The organism is Variovorax sp. J22G73 (genome assembly GCF_030317035.1).
GTDB lineage: Bacteria > Pseudomonadota > Gammaproteobacteria > Burkholderiales > Burkholderiaceae_C > Variovorax.
The window spans coordinates 26,964-42,841 of sequence record NZ_JASZYK010000020.1 but is presented as its reverse complement, the minus strand read 5'-3'; the positions used below and the strand labels follow the sequence as shown (position 1 = coordinate 42,841).

Annotated in this window: 13 protein-coding genes; 8 read left to right on the top strand and 5 right to left on the bottom strand. The window is 61.0% G+C overall.

What is annotated here, in order from left to right; translation table 11 throughout:
• Positions 1-250 precede the first annotated feature (250 nt).
• The 6 genes from gcvA to QTI51_RS36810 all read left to right on the top strand — a co-directional run bounded on the left by gcvA (position 251) and on the right by QTI51_RS36810 (position 7,009).
• On the top strand, positions 251-1,156 hold the full coding sequence (gene gcvA, locus QTI51_RS36835; protein WP_286518172.1) for a transcriptional regulator GcvA: 906 nt from the start codon (positions 251-253) through the stop codon (positions 1,154-1,156).
• Positions 1,157-1,229: 73 nt separating this feature from the next.
• The gene (locus tag QTI51_RS36830; RefSeq protein WP_286518173.1) at positions 1,230-2,057 is read left to right on the top strand and encodes an EamA family transporter; all 828 of its coding nucleotides are present in this window, start codon (positions 1,230-1,232) and stop codon (positions 2,055-2,057) included.
• 47 nt (positions 2,058-2,104) lie between these two features.
• Positions 2,105-3,010: an oxidoreductase gene (locus tag QTI51_RS36825; protein ID WP_286518175.1), complete on the top strand. Its 906-nt coding sequence runs from the start codon at positions 2,105-2,107 to the stop codon at positions 3,008-3,010.
• 524 nt (positions 3,011-3,534) lie between these two features.
• The gene (locus QTI51_RS36820; RefSeq protein ID WP_286518177.1) at positions 3,535-4,512 is read left to right on the top strand and encodes a ferritin-like domain-containing protein; all 978 of its coding nucleotides are present in this window, start codon (positions 3,535-3,537) and stop codon (positions 4,510-4,512) included.
• 868 nt (positions 4,513-5,380) lie between these two features.
• Positions 5,381-5,992, top strand: coding sequence for a TetR/AcrR family transcriptional regulator (locus tag QTI51_RS36815; RefSeq protein WP_286518180.1), 612 nt, complete (start codon positions 5,381-5,383; stop codon positions 5,990-5,992).
• A gap of 48 nt (positions 5,993-6,040) precedes the next feature.
• Positions 6,041-7,009, top strand: a complete 969-nt coding sequence (locus QTI51_RS36810; protein WP_286547701.1) for a quinone oxidoreductase family protein — start codon at positions 6,041-6,043, stop codon at positions 7,007-7,009.
• 149 nt (positions 7,010-7,158) lie between these two features.
• Here the strand turns inward: QTI51_RS36810 and QTI51_RS36805 are convergent, their stop codons facing one another.
• The 5 genes from QTI51_RS36805 to QTI51_RS36785 form a co-directional block, all read right to left on the bottom strand.
• Positions 7,159-7,560 carry a hypothetical protein gene (locus QTI51_RS36805; RefSeq protein WP_286518183.1) on the bottom strand — a complete coding sequence of 134 codons (402 nt, stop codon included), beginning with the start codon at positions 7,558-7,560 and terminating at the stop codon, positions 7,159-7,161.
• A 284-nt stretch (positions 7,561-7,844) separates the two neighbouring features.
• Positions 7,845-8,393 carry a cytochrome b gene (locus QTI51_RS36800; RefSeq protein ID WP_286518186.1) on the bottom strand — a complete coding sequence of 183 codons (549 nt, stop codon included), beginning with the start codon at positions 8,391-8,393 and terminating at the stop codon, positions 7,845-7,847.
• The gene (locus QTI51_RS36795; protein ID WP_286518188.1) at positions 8,390-9,460 is read right to left on the bottom strand and encodes a catalase family peroxidase; all 1,071 of its coding nucleotides are present in this window, start codon (positions 9,458-9,460) and stop codon (positions 8,390-8,392) included. The genes QTI51_RS36800 and QTI51_RS36795 overlap by 4 nt, the downstream gene beginning before the upstream one ends.
• 580 nt (positions 9,461-10,040) lie before the next feature.
• Positions 10,041-10,505, bottom strand: coding sequence for a hypothetical protein (locus tag QTI51_RS36790; RefSeq protein WP_286518189.1), 465 nt, complete (start codon positions 10,503-10,505; stop codon positions 10,041-10,043).
• 688 nt (positions 10,506-11,193) lie between these two features.
• The gene (locus QTI51_RS36785; protein ID WP_286518192.1) at positions 11,194-11,703 is read right to left on the bottom strand and encodes a GGDEF domain-containing protein; all 510 of its coding nucleotides are present in this window, start codon (positions 11,701-11,703) and stop codon (positions 11,194-11,196) included.
• Between the two features lie 513 nt (positions 11,704-12,216).
• Here QTI51_RS36785 and QTI51_RS36780 point away from each other — a divergent pair.
• The gene (locus tag QTI51_RS36780) at positions 12,217-14,391 is read left to right on the top strand and encodes a sensor histidine kinase (protein ID WP_286518193.1); all 2,175 of its coding nucleotides are present in this window, start codon (positions 12,217-12,219) and stop codon (positions 14,389-14,391) included.
• Positions 14,382-15,107 (top strand): response regulator transcription factor, encoded by a 726-nt coding sequence (locus tag QTI51_RS36775; RefSeq protein WP_286518196.1) that lies wholly within the window; start codon positions 14,382-14,384, stop codon positions 15,105-15,107. The genes QTI51_RS36780 and QTI51_RS36775 overlap by 10 nt, the downstream gene beginning before the upstream one ends.
• Positions 15,108-15,878: the final 771 nt, after the last annotated feature.

Sequence of the window (15,878 nt, the reverse complement as noted above, 5' to 3'; positions counted from 1 at the left end):
CATCTCTCAGAGTGCATTTCATCGACGATCGTTATCAAGCACTTCATCGACCAAGCTCGTAGGAAAATCCGCAAGATGCTGCCCCGGCACTTGATGGCTTAGTGCCAATAGTCGGTACTTTAGGATCGCGCGCGTCTGCTCTGATTTTTCTGAGTCAACAAGGATGGCACTTTGGCCGAGGTCGAACGAACCTCTTATCATGAGTTTTCATTCATGAAATTCTCTCTGAATCTTTCAAAGAAACAACTCCATGAGAGATTTGCCTCCTACCGCTACTTTGCGAGCCTTTGAGGTTGCGACGCGGCACGCCACATTCACCTCTGCTTCGGAAGAATTGCACGTCACTCAAAGTGCCGTCAGTCACCAGTTGAGAAATCTCGAAGAGATCTGGGGGTTGCAGCTGTTCCAGCGAGGGAAGTCGTTGAGACTGACACCCGAAGGTGCGGCGCTCGCGCCGATCGTGCGTGAATTCTTCACGAGCCTGAACACAACGCTCGCTGATCTAAGAGGGGGAAAAGGCAGGGTCCGGCTCCGAGTCAGTACGACCTACTCATTCGCCTTGAAATGGCTGCTCCCGAGATTGCCGAGCCTGTCGCGCCAGCATCCGGAAATCCTGTTGACGCTGGAAACGACCGACAAGGCTATCCATTTTTCAAGCGCGGAGTCGGACGTTGCAATCCGTCTGGGCAATGGCAACTATGCAGCTTTGTACTCAGAACTTCTGTTCAGGGAACAGATTTTTCCGGTCGCCAGCCCCGATTTCCTCGAGCGCTTCGGGGCGCCGGGCGAGCCGGCAGAATTGTTGCGCTATCCATTGCTGACACGCGACGGCGCGGATCTGGTGCCGAAGTGGGAACTGTGGTTGCAACAAGTCGGCGTAGGTCTCTCCACGCTCAGGGAAAATGTCAGGTTCGCTGACACCAACATGACCATCGAAGCGGCATTGCTGGGCCAGGGCATTGCGCTGGCCCGTAGCGGCCATGTCGAATCCGAGATCAACGACGGCCGTCTGGTGAGGCTGTTTGACTTGCCGTTCCCATCCCCGGTTGCCTACTACTTTGTCTGCCCCAAGGGCATCGAGTCGCAGTCACATGTCATTTACTTTCGCGATTGGCTGCTTGCGGAATCGGGCAAGGCTCAGCAGGCCTATCGATGATTCATGAGGATTTGCTCATTGTGCAATGAGGATGTTTCGCCTTGATCGAGGCGCTGCGCCGCTAGCATGAAGCATGTCCGTTTCAATTGTCATGCTGGTGCTTCTTGCTGCGTTGTTGCATGCGGGCTGGAATGCATTGCTGCGCAGCGGAGCCGACAGACTGTGGTCGATGACCATCATGTGCCTGGCGGTGGCGCTGGCCAGCGGAGCAGTGGCTTTGTTCTTGACGCCTCCGGCCAGACCCAGCTGGATGTACGCGGCCCTTTCGGCGGGACTGCATGTTGGCTACAACCTGTTTCTCGTGCGCAGCTATCGCGTCGGCGATCTCGGGCAGACCTATCCGATCGCACGCGGCACTTCTCCCCTGCTGATCACGATGGCGGCCTCCTTCTTCGCCGGAGAGCGGGTGGGAACAGGCGCGCTGCTGGGGATTGCGCTGGTATCCGGCGGGATCGTGTTTCTGGCCTTCAAGGGACGCAGGCTTGTCGTTCCGAGCCTGCCGTATGCGCTGGGCACCGGCTGTTTCATTGCCGCCTACAGCTTGGTCGACGGGATCGGTGTGCGACTGTCGGGGGCTCCGCTGGCCTACACGGCGTGGATGTGTGCCTTGTGGGGCATCCTGATGCCTGTGGTGTTCTGCGCGCTGCGTGGCGTTGGCAGTCTGTTCACGATGCGCCCGGGGTTCATCACGGCGCTCGTGGGCGGGCTGGTCTCGCTTGGGGCCTACGGGCTCGTGGTCTATGCCATGTCCAAGGCGCCCATGGGAGCGGTATCTGCGTTGCGTGAGACCAGCGTGGTGTTTGCGACGCTGATCGGCTACTTTTTCCTCGGCGAGGCACTGACGGCCCGCAAGTTGCTGGCTTGCTCGGTCATCGCCATCGGCACGATCGCCATCGGCTGACGGTGACGCGAGCATCGGTAGCCCATGACAACCATCAAAGGGTCTTCATGACGACCAGTCCCGAAAACCGCCATCCGTCCGTTGCCCTTGTGGGTCCAGGTGCAATTGGTACCACTGTGGCAGCGGCGCTTCATGAGGTCGGGCGAACGCCCGTGATTTGCGGTCGTTCGGCGCTTGAGCGTCTGGAGCTGCGTTTCGATGGCGGCCACATCGTCGTTCCCGGACCTGTGCGGATCAATCCGTCCGAGATCCCGAGCCCGTTCGACCTGGTGTTTGTCGCGGTGAAGGCAACACAGATTGAGGCCGCGGCGCCGTGGCTTTCGGTGCTGGGCAGCGCGAAGACGGTGGTCTGCATACTGCAAAACGGCGTCGAGCAGAAAGCGCTGTTCGCACCCTACCTGGCCGGCGGATCCGTCCTGGCGTCGGTGGTGTGGTTCCCCGCTCAACGCGAACCGGATGCCTCGGTGTGGCTGCGCCGCAAGGCGCGCCTCACTTTGCCCGACGTGCCGGCGTCCAGGGTGGTTTTGGCAGCTTTGAGCGATACACGCTGTTCGGTTGACGTGTCGGCCGACTTCACGTCCGTGGCGTGGCGAAAGCTGATGCAGAACGCGGTGGCCGGTCTGCAGGTTCTTACAGGCCGTCGTGCCGGCATGTTTTCCCGGGACGACATTGGCCGTCTTTCGTTGGCCTATCTGCGCGAATGCCTTGAAGTGGCCAGTGCGGAAGGCGCGGCGTTGGGCGACCATGTGCCGCAAGAGATCGTCGACCAACTTCAGACCTCGCCGAGCGACATGGGAACTTCTATCCTTGCGGACCGCCAAGCGGGCCGCCCCCTCGAATGGGACATCCGCAACGGGGTGGTGCAGCGACGGGCTCGCGTTCACGGCATCCCAACGCCGATCAGTGATCTGGTAGTGCCACTTCTGGCGGCTGCCAGCGATGGGCCGGGCTGATAGGCGCGGCATGCAATGTCTCGCAGTGCCTTGAGCGCTCCAGGCGCCTGAACGCCAGGGTTCATTGGCCTCCATACGTTGGAAGCTCAGCCGCCTCTTCACGCCATGAAGGATGACCTTGACCGCCCTGTCGCCCCGTCTTCACCTGTGCCGCCTTACAGCAGTCAACCGCACGCGGCCGTTCTTTGCGACCTGCTCGGTACCAGATCGATCTCAAACATGACATGTTCGACGTGACTGCGCATCTTGGAGTTTGCAATATCGCAATCCCGCTCGACAAGTGCATCTAACAACTGCGGCACATCGCCGCCTGCGTGGGAAGACCGGCTCATCGGCACCTTGCGGAGCGGGTCTCGAGAGTCGCACCTATTGTGGCCTGGCGATAGGCTCAGGCAGGTCCGCCAACGCCTACACGAAGCCCGTCGGATCGCTGACGCGTCGGGCACGGCCAAGTGCGCACATTGCAGTCACCTCTTTGTTTCGAAGAGCTCGCGAACAGTCAACACGCACTTCAGGAGACCCCTATGGCAACCCCCAACGACTCGAATGACGCAGGATCGCCCAACCGTGATCCACTCACCGGCACGCCGGGTGCGCACCCTGTTGGCACTGGTGTCGGCGCAACAGGCGGTGCGATTGCAGGTGCGGCCGCGGGATCGGTCGCCGGTCCCGTCGGCACCGTGGTCGGCTTGGTGGCCGGTGCCGTCGTCGGCGGACTGGGCGGCAAGGCCGTGGCTGAAGGCGTCAACCCAACACTCGAAGACGCATACTGGCGCGAGCACTACGCGACAGAGCCCTACCGCGATGCCGCGCTGACCTACGATGACTATGGCCCGGCCTATGAACTGGGTTGGTCAGGCCGTGTCAATCGGGGCTCGGACTTCGAGGGTGCGGAGCGTGAACTGGCATCCGAATGGGCCACCCGGCGCGGCGCCTCGCGCCTCGAATGGGAACAGGCCCGCCCGGCGACCTTGGCGGCATGGAACCGAGCCGACGAAACCTACTACGCCAAGCAGGCCAATGGCAGCGATATCGTCAGCCACGAAGATCTGTCCAATGAGGACGTGGTGGATGTCCTGAACGACCTCCTGGAGAACGCGCGCGATGGCGAGTACGGCTTTCGCACCTGCGGAGAGCAGGTCGATTCGGCCAATGCGAAGCAGCTTTTCTTCAGCCGCGCTGAAGGCTGCCGCCAGGCGGGGGAAGAACTGAGTCAGCTTGTGCGTCGCTACGGTGGCGAACCGGCTTCCGGCGGTACGGCCGCGGGCGCAATGCATCGCGGCTGGCTCCAAGTCAAGGGCAGCGTCGGCGCTGACAGCGAATTGTCAATCCTCGAGTCCTGCGAGCGCGGCGAAGACACGGGCATCGCGCGCTACCGCAAGGCGCTCAAGCAGAGCCTTCCGGCTGATGTGCGTTCGGTGGTCCAGCGACAAGCAGACGGTGCCCAGAAAAACCATGATCAGATCCGGGATCTGCGCAACGCGGAAAGAGCGCGAAACTGATGCGCCTCGGTTCTGAGGCGGCTCGCGGCATAGGGCCCACCGCGGCACCTTTCGCGGGCCAAGCTCTGCGCGCCACCCGATCGACGCAACGGATTCGCATTGGCGCGGTGGACAATCGCCACCGCTGCCATCGACATAACCTGACCCATGCAACCCGCCACGGCGTTTGCCGGCTTGTTGACCCGGGATGAGTGCTGAAAGCAGGCCTCTGTGGTTGGGCCCCTGCCTCTGTTTCAGTTCCTTTTTTGGACCAGGGAATGGGATTCCAGCGCCTGCACCATCGCGTGCACCTGCGCCGCGTCGATATCCACGCAGGCGGCGGGCCGAGGGGCTCTGGGCCGGATCCTCATCGCTCATGAGTTCGTGCAGCATGTCGCTCTCCACGATGCCGCAACACCGTTCTCCTCGAGGCATGGGGTGGCCTTGCTGCGCAAGGTCGTTGAGACGTGAGCAGGAGCGCCCTCGGACTTGATGCTTGTCCCGTCCATTGCGTCCTGGTGCGGAACGCCAGTGGACCTTATCGGCTAGAACTTCAGGCCCTCATTTGTTGCACCGCTGGTGCATCCGATCTTCGCGCGGCGCGCCGTTGAACCTTCGCAAAATTTCGATTTTGCGCCATTGAATCCGCGTGTGTGTGCCGTTCTCGCACCGATCTGGGCTCGCGGCCGGCTGCTTCGGGCGAGGTCCAATGTCTCCAATGAGAGACGCTGCTATGGGCTCCCGATATGGGGTGCATTGCGGTCCTTAGGGCGCACTGGAGCCGGCTCCTAGCGCCATTCTCGTGCTGACAGCAGGTTCGCAAACGCCAAGTTATGGCGGGCTTATGTTGGCCCGTGCAGGTCGGCTCCAGCCTAGGCAGGCTAGGTTATTGAACAAACAGTACAAAACAGCGTATAGTTGCTGCATGGCTCGGCCCAGACAATTTGACCGCGATGAAGTCCTCGACGCAGCGCTAGGTGTGTTCCGCGAGCACGGCTACGCGGGGTCTTCCGCAGACATGCTGGCGGGTGCCATGCAGATAGGTAAGCAGAGTCTGTACAACGCGTTCGGCGACAAGTGGGCCCTGTACTGCACTACGCTGGAGCGCTATTCGTCCGCTGAGACTGCAGCGCACGTTGCTGAGCTCAAGGCCGGCGCAAGCGCCTTGACTGGCATCGAAATGTTGTTGGCACGTGTTGTGAAAGAAGCCGCTCTCCCATGCCTGGGCGTCGGCTCCGTCAGCGAATTCGGTGCCGAAAGAGAAGGCAGCGAGGAGTTGGCGAATATCCGCAAGGTGGCAGGGCGGCAACTGAGCACTGCTTTGGTCAAGGCCATCGGGCAGGCCGTGGCCGACGGCGACCTGTCCGCTGAACTCGATGAGCGTCACGCTGCCGCCTTTTTGCTCGCAAACGTCGCTGCAATAAGGCTGGCAGCGCGTAGCGGCGCTGGAAACGCTGAACTGCATCCTTTGGCGAGGCTGGCGCTGCGGGCTTTGAGGTGATCTTTTTTCTTCCTGTTATTGAATGATCGTTCAAGTAAAGGTCTGATGGTGAAAGCGATCGTCGTGGCACGTCCGGGCGGCCCGGAAGTGATTGAGTATGTTGAGCGCCCGGATCCGATTCCTGGACCGGGGCAGGTGTTGGTTGCCGTGGCGGTGGCAGGCGTTAACTTCATGGACATGGGCGTCCGGCAAGGAAAGTTCTGGGATGAGTTCGCCTATCCAAGGCCGCTGGGTGTGGAGGGTGCAGGGCGCGTTCTGGAAGTTGGAAGCGACGTGAGTCACTTTGTCCCGGGCCAACGGGTCGCCTGGGTCTACGCGCCGGGCAGCTACGCCGACAAAGTGCTTATTCCGGCAGCGGCTTTGGTTCCTTTGCCTGACGGCATCGACGACCGGACGGCTGCTGCTTTGATGATGCAGGGGCTCACTGCTAGCCATTTCGCGACGGACTTCTATCCGGTGCAGGCAGGTGATATCGCTCTGGTCCACGCGGCAGCCGGTGGTCTGGGCCTGTTGTTGACACAGATCATCAAGATGCGCGGCGGCACGGTCATCGGCAGGGTGTCTTCCGCCGACAAGGTCGCGGCGACAAAGGAGGCCGGCGCGGACTATGTGATCGTGGACGTCGATGGCCAGTTTGCCGAGGAGGCGATTCGCCTGTCTGGCGGGGAGGGCGTGCACGTGGTGTACGACGGCTCGGGCCCTGCGACTTTCGAAGGATCGCTCGATGCGCTGCGCGTGAGCGGAACCTTTGCTTGGTATGGCCCGGTCCTGGGCGGCCCCGGCGCGCTCGAAATCACCAGTCTGCCCAAGAGCATTAAGCTGGGTTACGCGGTATACGGCCACCACGTGCGCACGCCGCAACTGCTGCGCGCTCATGCGGCCAAGCTTTTCGAATGGGTGCTGTCAGGTCAATTGCGAGTTCGGATCAGCGCTGAGTACGGGCTTGAAGATGCGGCGGCAGCCCATACCGCCATGGAGAGCCGTACCACGATCGGCAAGTTGCTTCTGATTCCTTGACTAACGTCGCGCGCATCGATCTTCCTTCGCGCACGTGATAGCGCCACCGCTCCAGCGTCTACTGAACGTCGCGCATGGGCGATCCCAGCCGTCGGAGACCAGCGCTTTGGCGATGGCCATTTGGTCGATGCTAGAGATGGCCGCGGTGTTCATTCAGCCTCTCGACTTCGACCCTGCGACGCCCCGGGGATCACCCAGCAGATGCGCACGCCTGCGGCGAGGCTCTCATAAAACGGAATGGAGAAGATGACAAGGCTCTCGGTGTTGTAGCGCTTGAGCGTAGTTTGCGGTCGGTCTCCACTTGGTGACTCAGCCTTCGCGCCGCCAAATGCCTGCTTTGTCCTGGGCGCCGTTGGCCGGTACTTGAAATCGAAAGGACGGCAATCAGCCAAGAAGCGGTTATAGCCGTGAAGGCAGGGAACAACTCGTTCCTGGCCGACTCCGGCCTGTCGCATTTTGTCGTGGTCGGAAGGCACGGCTTCGCGATGCAGCGGGGCGACCTCGCGTGCCGCGTGTCTCACCCACGTAGATTCGATGTCGGACTGACGCAAGATCAGTGTCGTTCCGCACCTGAAACCAGAGGTCCAGCGCATAGCTGGAGAAGCTGACGTTGAAATGTTTCCAGAACAAGGGCCTGCTGCGGGTCCCCTTGAGGAAATGCAGGTACAGGAGCGCCTGACATCGGGGCGTCATGGCGATCGCGTCGAGATTGTTCTTGGGTTGGTATCCCAATGCGGTTGGCCATTCGCCTGCAGCGCGCACGTCTGACCGCCGTGGGCGCTGGCAGGGCGCCAGGTCAACTAAAAAAGCTTTTGCTGCGCGTCCGATCACTTGACTATCGGCGCATTCGCTCGCGGCCAAATGTCATGGCCTCGAACACGCCATCCCTTCGAATCCAAGCATGAAGAAGTGCGGCGGCGAGGTGCAGCAAAAACAACGCGAACAAAATGAAGGCAAGCGCCCTGTGGGCGGCCCACAGCAGGCTGTGCAACTCGGCGCTGGGTGGAGCGATCGAGGGTAGCCGAATCCCGGCCAGGAAAACGGGATAGTCCGCCGCGGACAACATGGACCAACCCAGCAGCGGCATCGCGATCATCAGCACATAGAACGCCACGTGCGACAACTTTGCCGCGAGCTTCATCGGCTCACTCATGCTCGCCGGCAACGGCGGTGCCCCACTGCGCCAGCGCACGGCAAGACGCAGCAGCGACAGCGCAAGGATCACAACGCCCAGCGGCTTGTGGATGCTCACAAGTACCAGATAAGCGCTATCGACTGTGGACATCATGCCCACACCGATGAACAGCATCGCTAGGATGCCAACCGCCATGGCCCAGTGGAGCACACGCTGCAAAATGGAAAATTTCATGCTGGAACGGCTCATGGCTTGCCTCCGGTCTGGGTACGCGGATAGTGTTCCGACTCAGCAGTGCGGCGGTCATAGGACACTGCATACGCAGCCGATCGCGCTGCCGGGAACGGATCGTCGGAGGTGTGAATTCCCTCAGGTAACACCGTAGGGTCGAAATTGATGTCGCGACATGCTCCGTCGGCCTCGGGAACAATCGTTGTGACCACCAGCATGCCCGCATCTATTTGACGACGATCTTCAGGCCAAACCTGAGTCGGATCAGCGGTGGGATCGCCTGGATTGGAAAGGGTCAGGACCAGCTTCCATTTTTGGGGTGCGGCAGCGGTCCTTTCAGTAATTTCCTTGAAGAGGAAGTCAGCGTCACGCTTCTTCAATTCTTCCGGGGGCACCGGCACCACGGCAGCAGTGGGAATGAACGACCAGCGAACAGCCTGAGTACGACCCTGCGCATTCGTGTACACGAAGCTGTTGAGGCTGTTGAAGCGATCTTGTGCGTAGGATTCGGCATAAGGAGCCGTACTTGCCCATGCCCCGAATGCGCGCAACGCCGGATGACTGGCCGCGAATTGCTTGGCCGCAGAAGGATCCTGTTTGTTCGCGTTGGCCCGCTGAAGCGCATAGAAATCGCTGGGCGTGGCGACCGGAAAAAGCGGTGCGTTGATCATTGCAGTGCGCCACTCCTGGCCATCCGCCGCTCGTATCCGCAGGCTCAGGCCACGCACACGGCCGGTGCCATCCGCCATGGACGGAATCGGGCCGGCCAGATTGAAGCGTCCGGTGACAGGATAGGTGCCGACCTTGAACATGGGGGCCCGGGAAATGGCAACGGCCTCGCCATTGGCTTCAAAACTTCCGGCGAAACAGATGCCTTTGGCATGGTTGCGCCGATATCCCTTGATGGGTCCGCCGGCCGGCGCGAGCGAGTCAACCATCCTTGTTGGTGTCAGGCGCGCAGGCGTCAACCAACCGGCCGTATAGGCGAAGGCGCAAAAAGCAGTCAGGACCAAGATGATGATCGCTGCAAGACGAACGCTGATCGGCAGCTCCGCCAGTGAATTGTTTTTGTGTTTGTTTTTCATCGGTTGTTCCATGGGCACGACGGAGGCAGATTTCTAATCACATGACCGTTGATGGATCTGCGCATGCGAGCACTTGACGCGTCGGAAGTAGTTCGCGAGCCTGTCCCCCCGGGTTACACCATCCTGAAAATCCGTCGACGGAATGCTCGAACGGTGAAGACCGGTACTTCGAATCAAGCCACGCACGAGGCGTCTCGAAGACAGCGCACTCGCGATAGGTGCCTTCTGCGACAGCGCGCGGTCGATGTGCATGAGTCGCGGCACCGAAGGTGGCCTGAACGGCGCGATGGCGTCCTGCAGTACGGCGATGAAGCCCAGCAGTTCAAGCCGCCGTTGCCTGCCATGCGCGACAAGCGATGCTCCACCGCGCCGGCCCCATCGCTCGGATCGCCGCCGGGCTGGTAGCGAAACGCTTGCGGTAAAGCCAAAGGGATTGACCAGGCCGCTCACGCATCTTGTGAGGACAATGCGTCTTGTTTGGCAAAGAGAATCGAAGAACTCATCCTGAATATCCCGCCGAGATGGGTAGGTCTTCTTCGACAGGAACACCGCGGTCTCGGTGTAAATCTCGGCATCGCGGTCAAACCAAGCGCTGTTTCAGCACAGTTGGCTCAAGCGGGGAACCCAGCCAGAGCTGAACAAGGTAATGATCATTGCCCTCAAGCCCTTCTGCCGACAGCGTATTCAGACCCGAACATGACAGCCTGACTCTGTAGGTGCCGGGCTCCAACGCAAAGCGCTCGGCATCAGGAAAATAGTCGGTGCAGCCGGCGAGCACCAGAGAGCCGGTGGTGACGACCAACGCCCCTTCAACGACGTGATCGAAGTCTGGGAGATTCTGCAGAGGCTCTGCATCATGGAACTCAAGCGTGACAGGGACTTCCATGTTGCGCGCGGTGCCGATGCCGATCATCCCGGTTGTGACTGCAAACATGCGCTGCGTTGCTGCCTCATCCCAGGCCTCCCCCAAGTTTGCCTCCGCAGCCTCGTCCTGTAGATAGAGCTGGAAATAGTCGGCAAAAAGTTCGCGTTGATAGGATTTCATTGAGCGCCCGCATTGACGGAAATGTGCCTGGAGCGTTAGACGTCAGGCTTGGCTGATTTTGACTCACACGCGCCGCGCGGAATCTCAGGGCTGCGCGAGCCGCTGCTCGAGGTCGCCGTCGCCTCCCTGGTGAGTCCTCCAGAGATCGGCCAAACGGTGTATCTCATTGGGGACTCTCAAGGAGCGATGCACGGCTCCCGGCCGACGTCCTCAGCAGCCAGTACGCAGTGCTCAGAAACATCAATCTGCATCGAATTCCTTCATTGACAGCGTGGTCTACGAGACCGCTCTGGCCGATGAAGCCATTCACTTGAGAACCGCAGCCTGTTGTTCATCGGAGGGCGGCTGCTAGGGCCTGCCTAAGTACGCGGCAAGCATCGCGCCCGGTGTTCGCAAAAAATAAGTGCGAGGCTCGTGATGTGCGATGCAATCTCGCACCAGGTCGGTCGGCTTTGGCGCGTCTCAATGTCCCACACCGCAGACCCACGAGGTCGCATGCTCAGGAGCGCTTGTGTCTGCCTCAGTTCCGCGAGCGCGAGCAGCGATTGCGATCACGACCATCCATCGAAGCGGCGCACGCGGTTGCAGCCGTCTCGCTTGGCAACGTAGGGTGCGCGGTCTGCGCGCGTGGGCATCACGTTGGGAGAACCATCTTCGTCTGCTGCAGAGGTCGCGACGATACCGGCAGTCACTTCGATATCAGGCCAGGACGCCTACTCGAGCGCGCGACGCAGTTGCTCGGCGCGTCGCTGCGCCATCCCGGCATCCATGCCTGGCAGCACGATGCAGAATTCCTCGCCCCCGAAACGGGCGGCGGGCCGTCGTGGCCGATCTGGTCGCGAATGATGGCCGCGGCATGCACCGGCACCCGATCGCCGGCAGGATGAATGTGGGCGTCGTTGACGAGCTTGAAATGGTCCAGGTCGATCATCAGCAGACTCAGCGGTGAGCGCTCGCGGGCATGAAGATCCCAGGCTGCATACAGTCGCCGGTCCAGACTGCGCCGGCCCCACAGTGTGCTCAGCGGATAGGTCACGCTCTCGAGCTCCAAGCCAGCCATGGCCCGGCGCAGCTCGCGCTGCGCGACGACCTGCCGGGCGAGCGACTGCGGCGCCCTGCGTTCAGACGCCGACAAGGCGCGCGGCTCGCTATCGATCACGCATACGGTCTCGATCGGGAGCCGGTCCGCGGTGACCAACGTTGCACCCGCATAGAAACGGATGCCGGGTTCGCCTGTAACGAGGGGACTTCCGGAAAACAAGGATCAAGGTGGGCATCCTGTACCTCGAACACGGCGGCGTACCTCTAGCCTTTAGCTCCAGCTCCTCAGAATCTATCGACTCACCACTTTTTTTCGACGATCTGCAGTGGGGTGCGTGCCATGCACGGTCTGCATGCCGCACCCACGCACAGCCTCGAGATGAAGTGCAGCTACACGAATTCGAGGTCGGCACGCTTCGCCAAACTGCAATGGCCATCGAAAGGAGCTTTAAGCCTAAAGTCTTCTACTGCGCCGATGCAAGAATTTGCAAGGTGCGTCCGCAAAGCAATCGCTGGAGAATTCGCGTCAATGCCACCCGGGATGCCGTGGTCGCGCTCCGGCCAATCGCGCGACCGAATTCGAGCGTATGGCCGAGAAATGTGACTGCCGGGACAAAAGCAAGGGAGCCAATTTCAAGATGGAAGCTTGTGACGCGGAGCTGCGGCCGACGTGACCGAACTCACGGCGCATCCGCGCTGCAGTGACATGTTCAATCGGCACAGAGGTGTGTTGTCGAGCTGCTCGCGTCTGATGCGCGCGGTGAGTGGCTTCGCCGTGATGCTGCTATTGTTGATTGGCACCAACAGTGAGTCGCAAGCCTCCGTGCTTCACCTCGATTCAAGGTCACCGGCCGCAGAACGCGCCTTCGACAGTCATCTTGAGGTCTACCACGACGCTTCGGGCAAACTCACTCAGCAGGAGGTTGCAGCGTCAGCGCAAGCCAGGCTTTTCCAGCCAGTTCGAGGTGGCTTCAACGGCGGATTTTCCCGCGGGGCTTGGTGGGTTCGGTTTCAGATCCAGACGTCTCAGGAAGAAATCGCCCATCCGATCGAAGGCGGCTGGTGGCTTAGGTTGAGTTCTCCCTACGTGGACGCCATGGATGTGTGGCTGCCTGCTACAGGCAGCCCTGGAGAAGCCGGCTTGATCCATCGCGAACTCGGCGGTCTGCGACCGAATCTCTCACGCGAGTGGCCTGGCACCTTACCTGCCGTGCGCCTGCCGGAGCTTCGCGACGATCAGCCCCGCTGGGTATGGATCCGCTTGGCCGGAGACCGCGCGTTGAGCCTCATCGGTGGCGTGTCGTCGTTGCGCGAACTGGCGGGCGCGCAGCAGAAAATCACCTTCGGAAGCGCAGCGGTCATCGGCATGGTGCTGCTGCTGGCATCGGTGAGCTTGCTGATGGGCATTGCCGTGCCGGATCGCCGGTTCATCGCCTACGCCGGCTATCTCTCGACACTTGGTCTGCTGTTCGCTGCCGCGGAGAATCTGCCGATTGCTCTGGGTCTGCTCGAGAGTCCGGTCGTGGCGGTGCGATTGCATAGCTTTTCCGTCTGCCTGCACACCGCTGCAGCCTTTGCCTTCGCTCGCAGCATGCTCGATATGGGGCGCCAGTTTCCGCGCATGGACCTTGTTTTCAAGGCGCTGACCGTGGTGTGCGGGGTTGCGTGCGTCGCAGCAGCTGCAGGGGGGTATAGGTACATTGGGTTGCCGCTGAACTTGCTCTGGGTTGCTTTCTCTGTGTGCGTCGTATCGCTGTGCGCGGTGCTGGTGCGTCGCAAAGTCGAGGCTTGGCCGAGCCTGGTGGGATATTCCGTGTATCTCGCGATCGGCGTGCAGCACTTCGCGAAGAACCTGCAATGGTTGCCCTATACGACAGCGACGCAGTACAGCTACGCCATCGGCGCCATCATTCACATCCTGGCCTTCTTCTTTGCCCTGGGTTGGCGCGTGCGGCACCGCGAGCGACGCGCGCTCGCGCTGTCCCTACGGCATGGAGAACGACTGGAGCAGCGGGTGAACGAACGCACCGAAGACCTGCGCCAGGAAATTGACCAGCACCACCAGACGCACAACCAATTGGCCATGGCAATGCGCGAGCAGCGGGCAATGCTGGCGATGGTGTCCCACGAGTTCCGCACACCGCTTGGCACCATCGGCGGTGCAGCACAGATTCTTTCGGAGGAGCGCCTCGGCCTTGCGCGCGAAGACGTCAAGCGGGAGGCGGAGAAGATCGCTCGCACGGTGTTGCGCATGAGTGACCTGATGGACACCCTGCTCGCGGACCAGTGGTTGGAGGCGTCCAGCGAGGCAATGAGTCGCCATCCGATCCGGTTAGCGGAATTGCTCCACGAGAAAGTGGATGAGCACAACGAGGGCAACGCCCATGACCGGATCGACTTGAAGCTTGAGGCGCTGGACGTCGTGGTGCTGGCGGATGAGACGCTCTTGCATATTGCGTTGGACAATCTCCTGACGAACGCCCTCAAGTACGCCCCGGCCACCTCGCGCGTGGAGGTTCGTACGCGCCTTGCGGATGTGGGGACGCGCGTGGACATCCAGGTCCTGGACACGGGACTTGGCTTCAGGCCGCAGGACCTGCCCCACGTATTCGACCGCTTCTATCGCGCGGAAGGTGTGCGACGCGTGCCCGGCATCGGATTGGGTCTGCACATGGTGCAGCGCATTGCCGGGCTTCATGGCGGCAACGTCGTGGCGGCGAATCGGCGTGAGGGCGGGGCCATCGTGACAATGACGCTGCCTCGTGCAGGTTGCGCAAAAGGCGGCGGCAACTCTGACCCTGTGCTGGCCGCGTCCGTGTTGAAGGGACAGGGCCTATGCCGATGAATCGCGTGCTTGTTGTTGAGGATGACGAGGACTTGCGCGACACGGTCTTGCGCTACCTGAACGGTGTCGGCATGCTTGCGCGTGGTGTTGCCAGCGCGGAGGAAGTGGACGCCCAACTGGCACGCCACGACTTTGATGCAGTTGTGTGCGATGTCAACCTGCCGGGCGAAGACGGCTTCGCCGTATTGGCCCGCCTGCGCGCGCGAAGCGCGATGCGCATTGTGATGTTGACGGCCCGAGGCATTGCCAACGATCGCTTGAGAGGCCTGAGCCTGGGCGCGGACTACTACCTGGTCAAGCCAGTCAACTTGCGTGAGTTGGAGATGGTGCTGAACAACCTCATGCAGCGAAGCCATGAGACGCCAGTCGCCACGGCGTCGATCGAGGCTCCGTCGAGCGCAGGTGGCCAGGCAGCCTGGCGCTATCAGAGCACGCAGTGGATGCTTCATGCACCTGAAGGCGCCTCCGTGCAACTGTCGAGTTCAGAGGCGCGGCTCGTTTTTTGCCTGGTGCAACGCCCACGTGAGGTTGTTGGTCGAACCACCTTGCTCATGGCGATGGGACGGCCTGGGCTGGAAGCCTACGAACGCAATCTCGATGTCACCGTGTCGCGGCTGCGTCGCAAGGCCGAACAGGCTTGCGGACAAAAGCTGCCTGTAGTCGCAGTGCGCGGCGAGGGCTATAGCTTTCAGGCGCCTGTGAGCATCGAGTCGTGAGGAACCGGTTGTTGCCCGTTGCAGCAGGTCAGTCTGTAGAACGCAGTAGCGACAGGAGCAGGTCGCCTTCGCGGCGCGAAAGCAAGTCACGTGATCCAAGCAATCTACCGGGTCGAAGTTGCCATTCCTAGGCGCGTCATAGAGGACTTCGGCAGGGACGGTGATTTTACTTTCGAGCTGATTCAATCGACCAGCGTCGCACCGCAGCTGGTCGTGGACGAGAGCCGCTCGATGGGTCGCCTTATGAGTGGGCTGAATTCCTCAGCAGAGACGACGCGCTGCGGTGCGAACAGCAACTGCATGAAACCGTCGCCAAGTTCACGCGGAGGTTGTCTGCCACATTGGACTGACATCGCGCCGCGGAGTCTGCTACCTCGCGTGCGCAGCGCCCACTGGGCGCCGTTGCTGTTGCTCATCCGACATCAATTCGGCAACGCCTGCTGTAGCTCTGCATCGACACGGATATCGATGGTCGCCTGCGCGTAGGTCGCACTGCGGCGGCGCTGATGGATCGTGCGCGCAACGCTCTTTAGGAAGCAAGAAAAAGTAAGGTGCAAAGTTCATGGCATCAAACCACAATCCGCCCGACGTGTTGAATGCGGGGCAACGTTAAGTTGTGAAGTCGGACAAGCCGATTTCTATTCTTCATTGGTTTTGGAGCTGCATTATTCGTATGCAGACCCTGTGACTTGCTAGCTCCTGTCGCGGTCATCGCTTCGAATGGGAAAGAGCTGGTTCGAGGAAATGTTCCGTGTCAATCAAACACGAAGA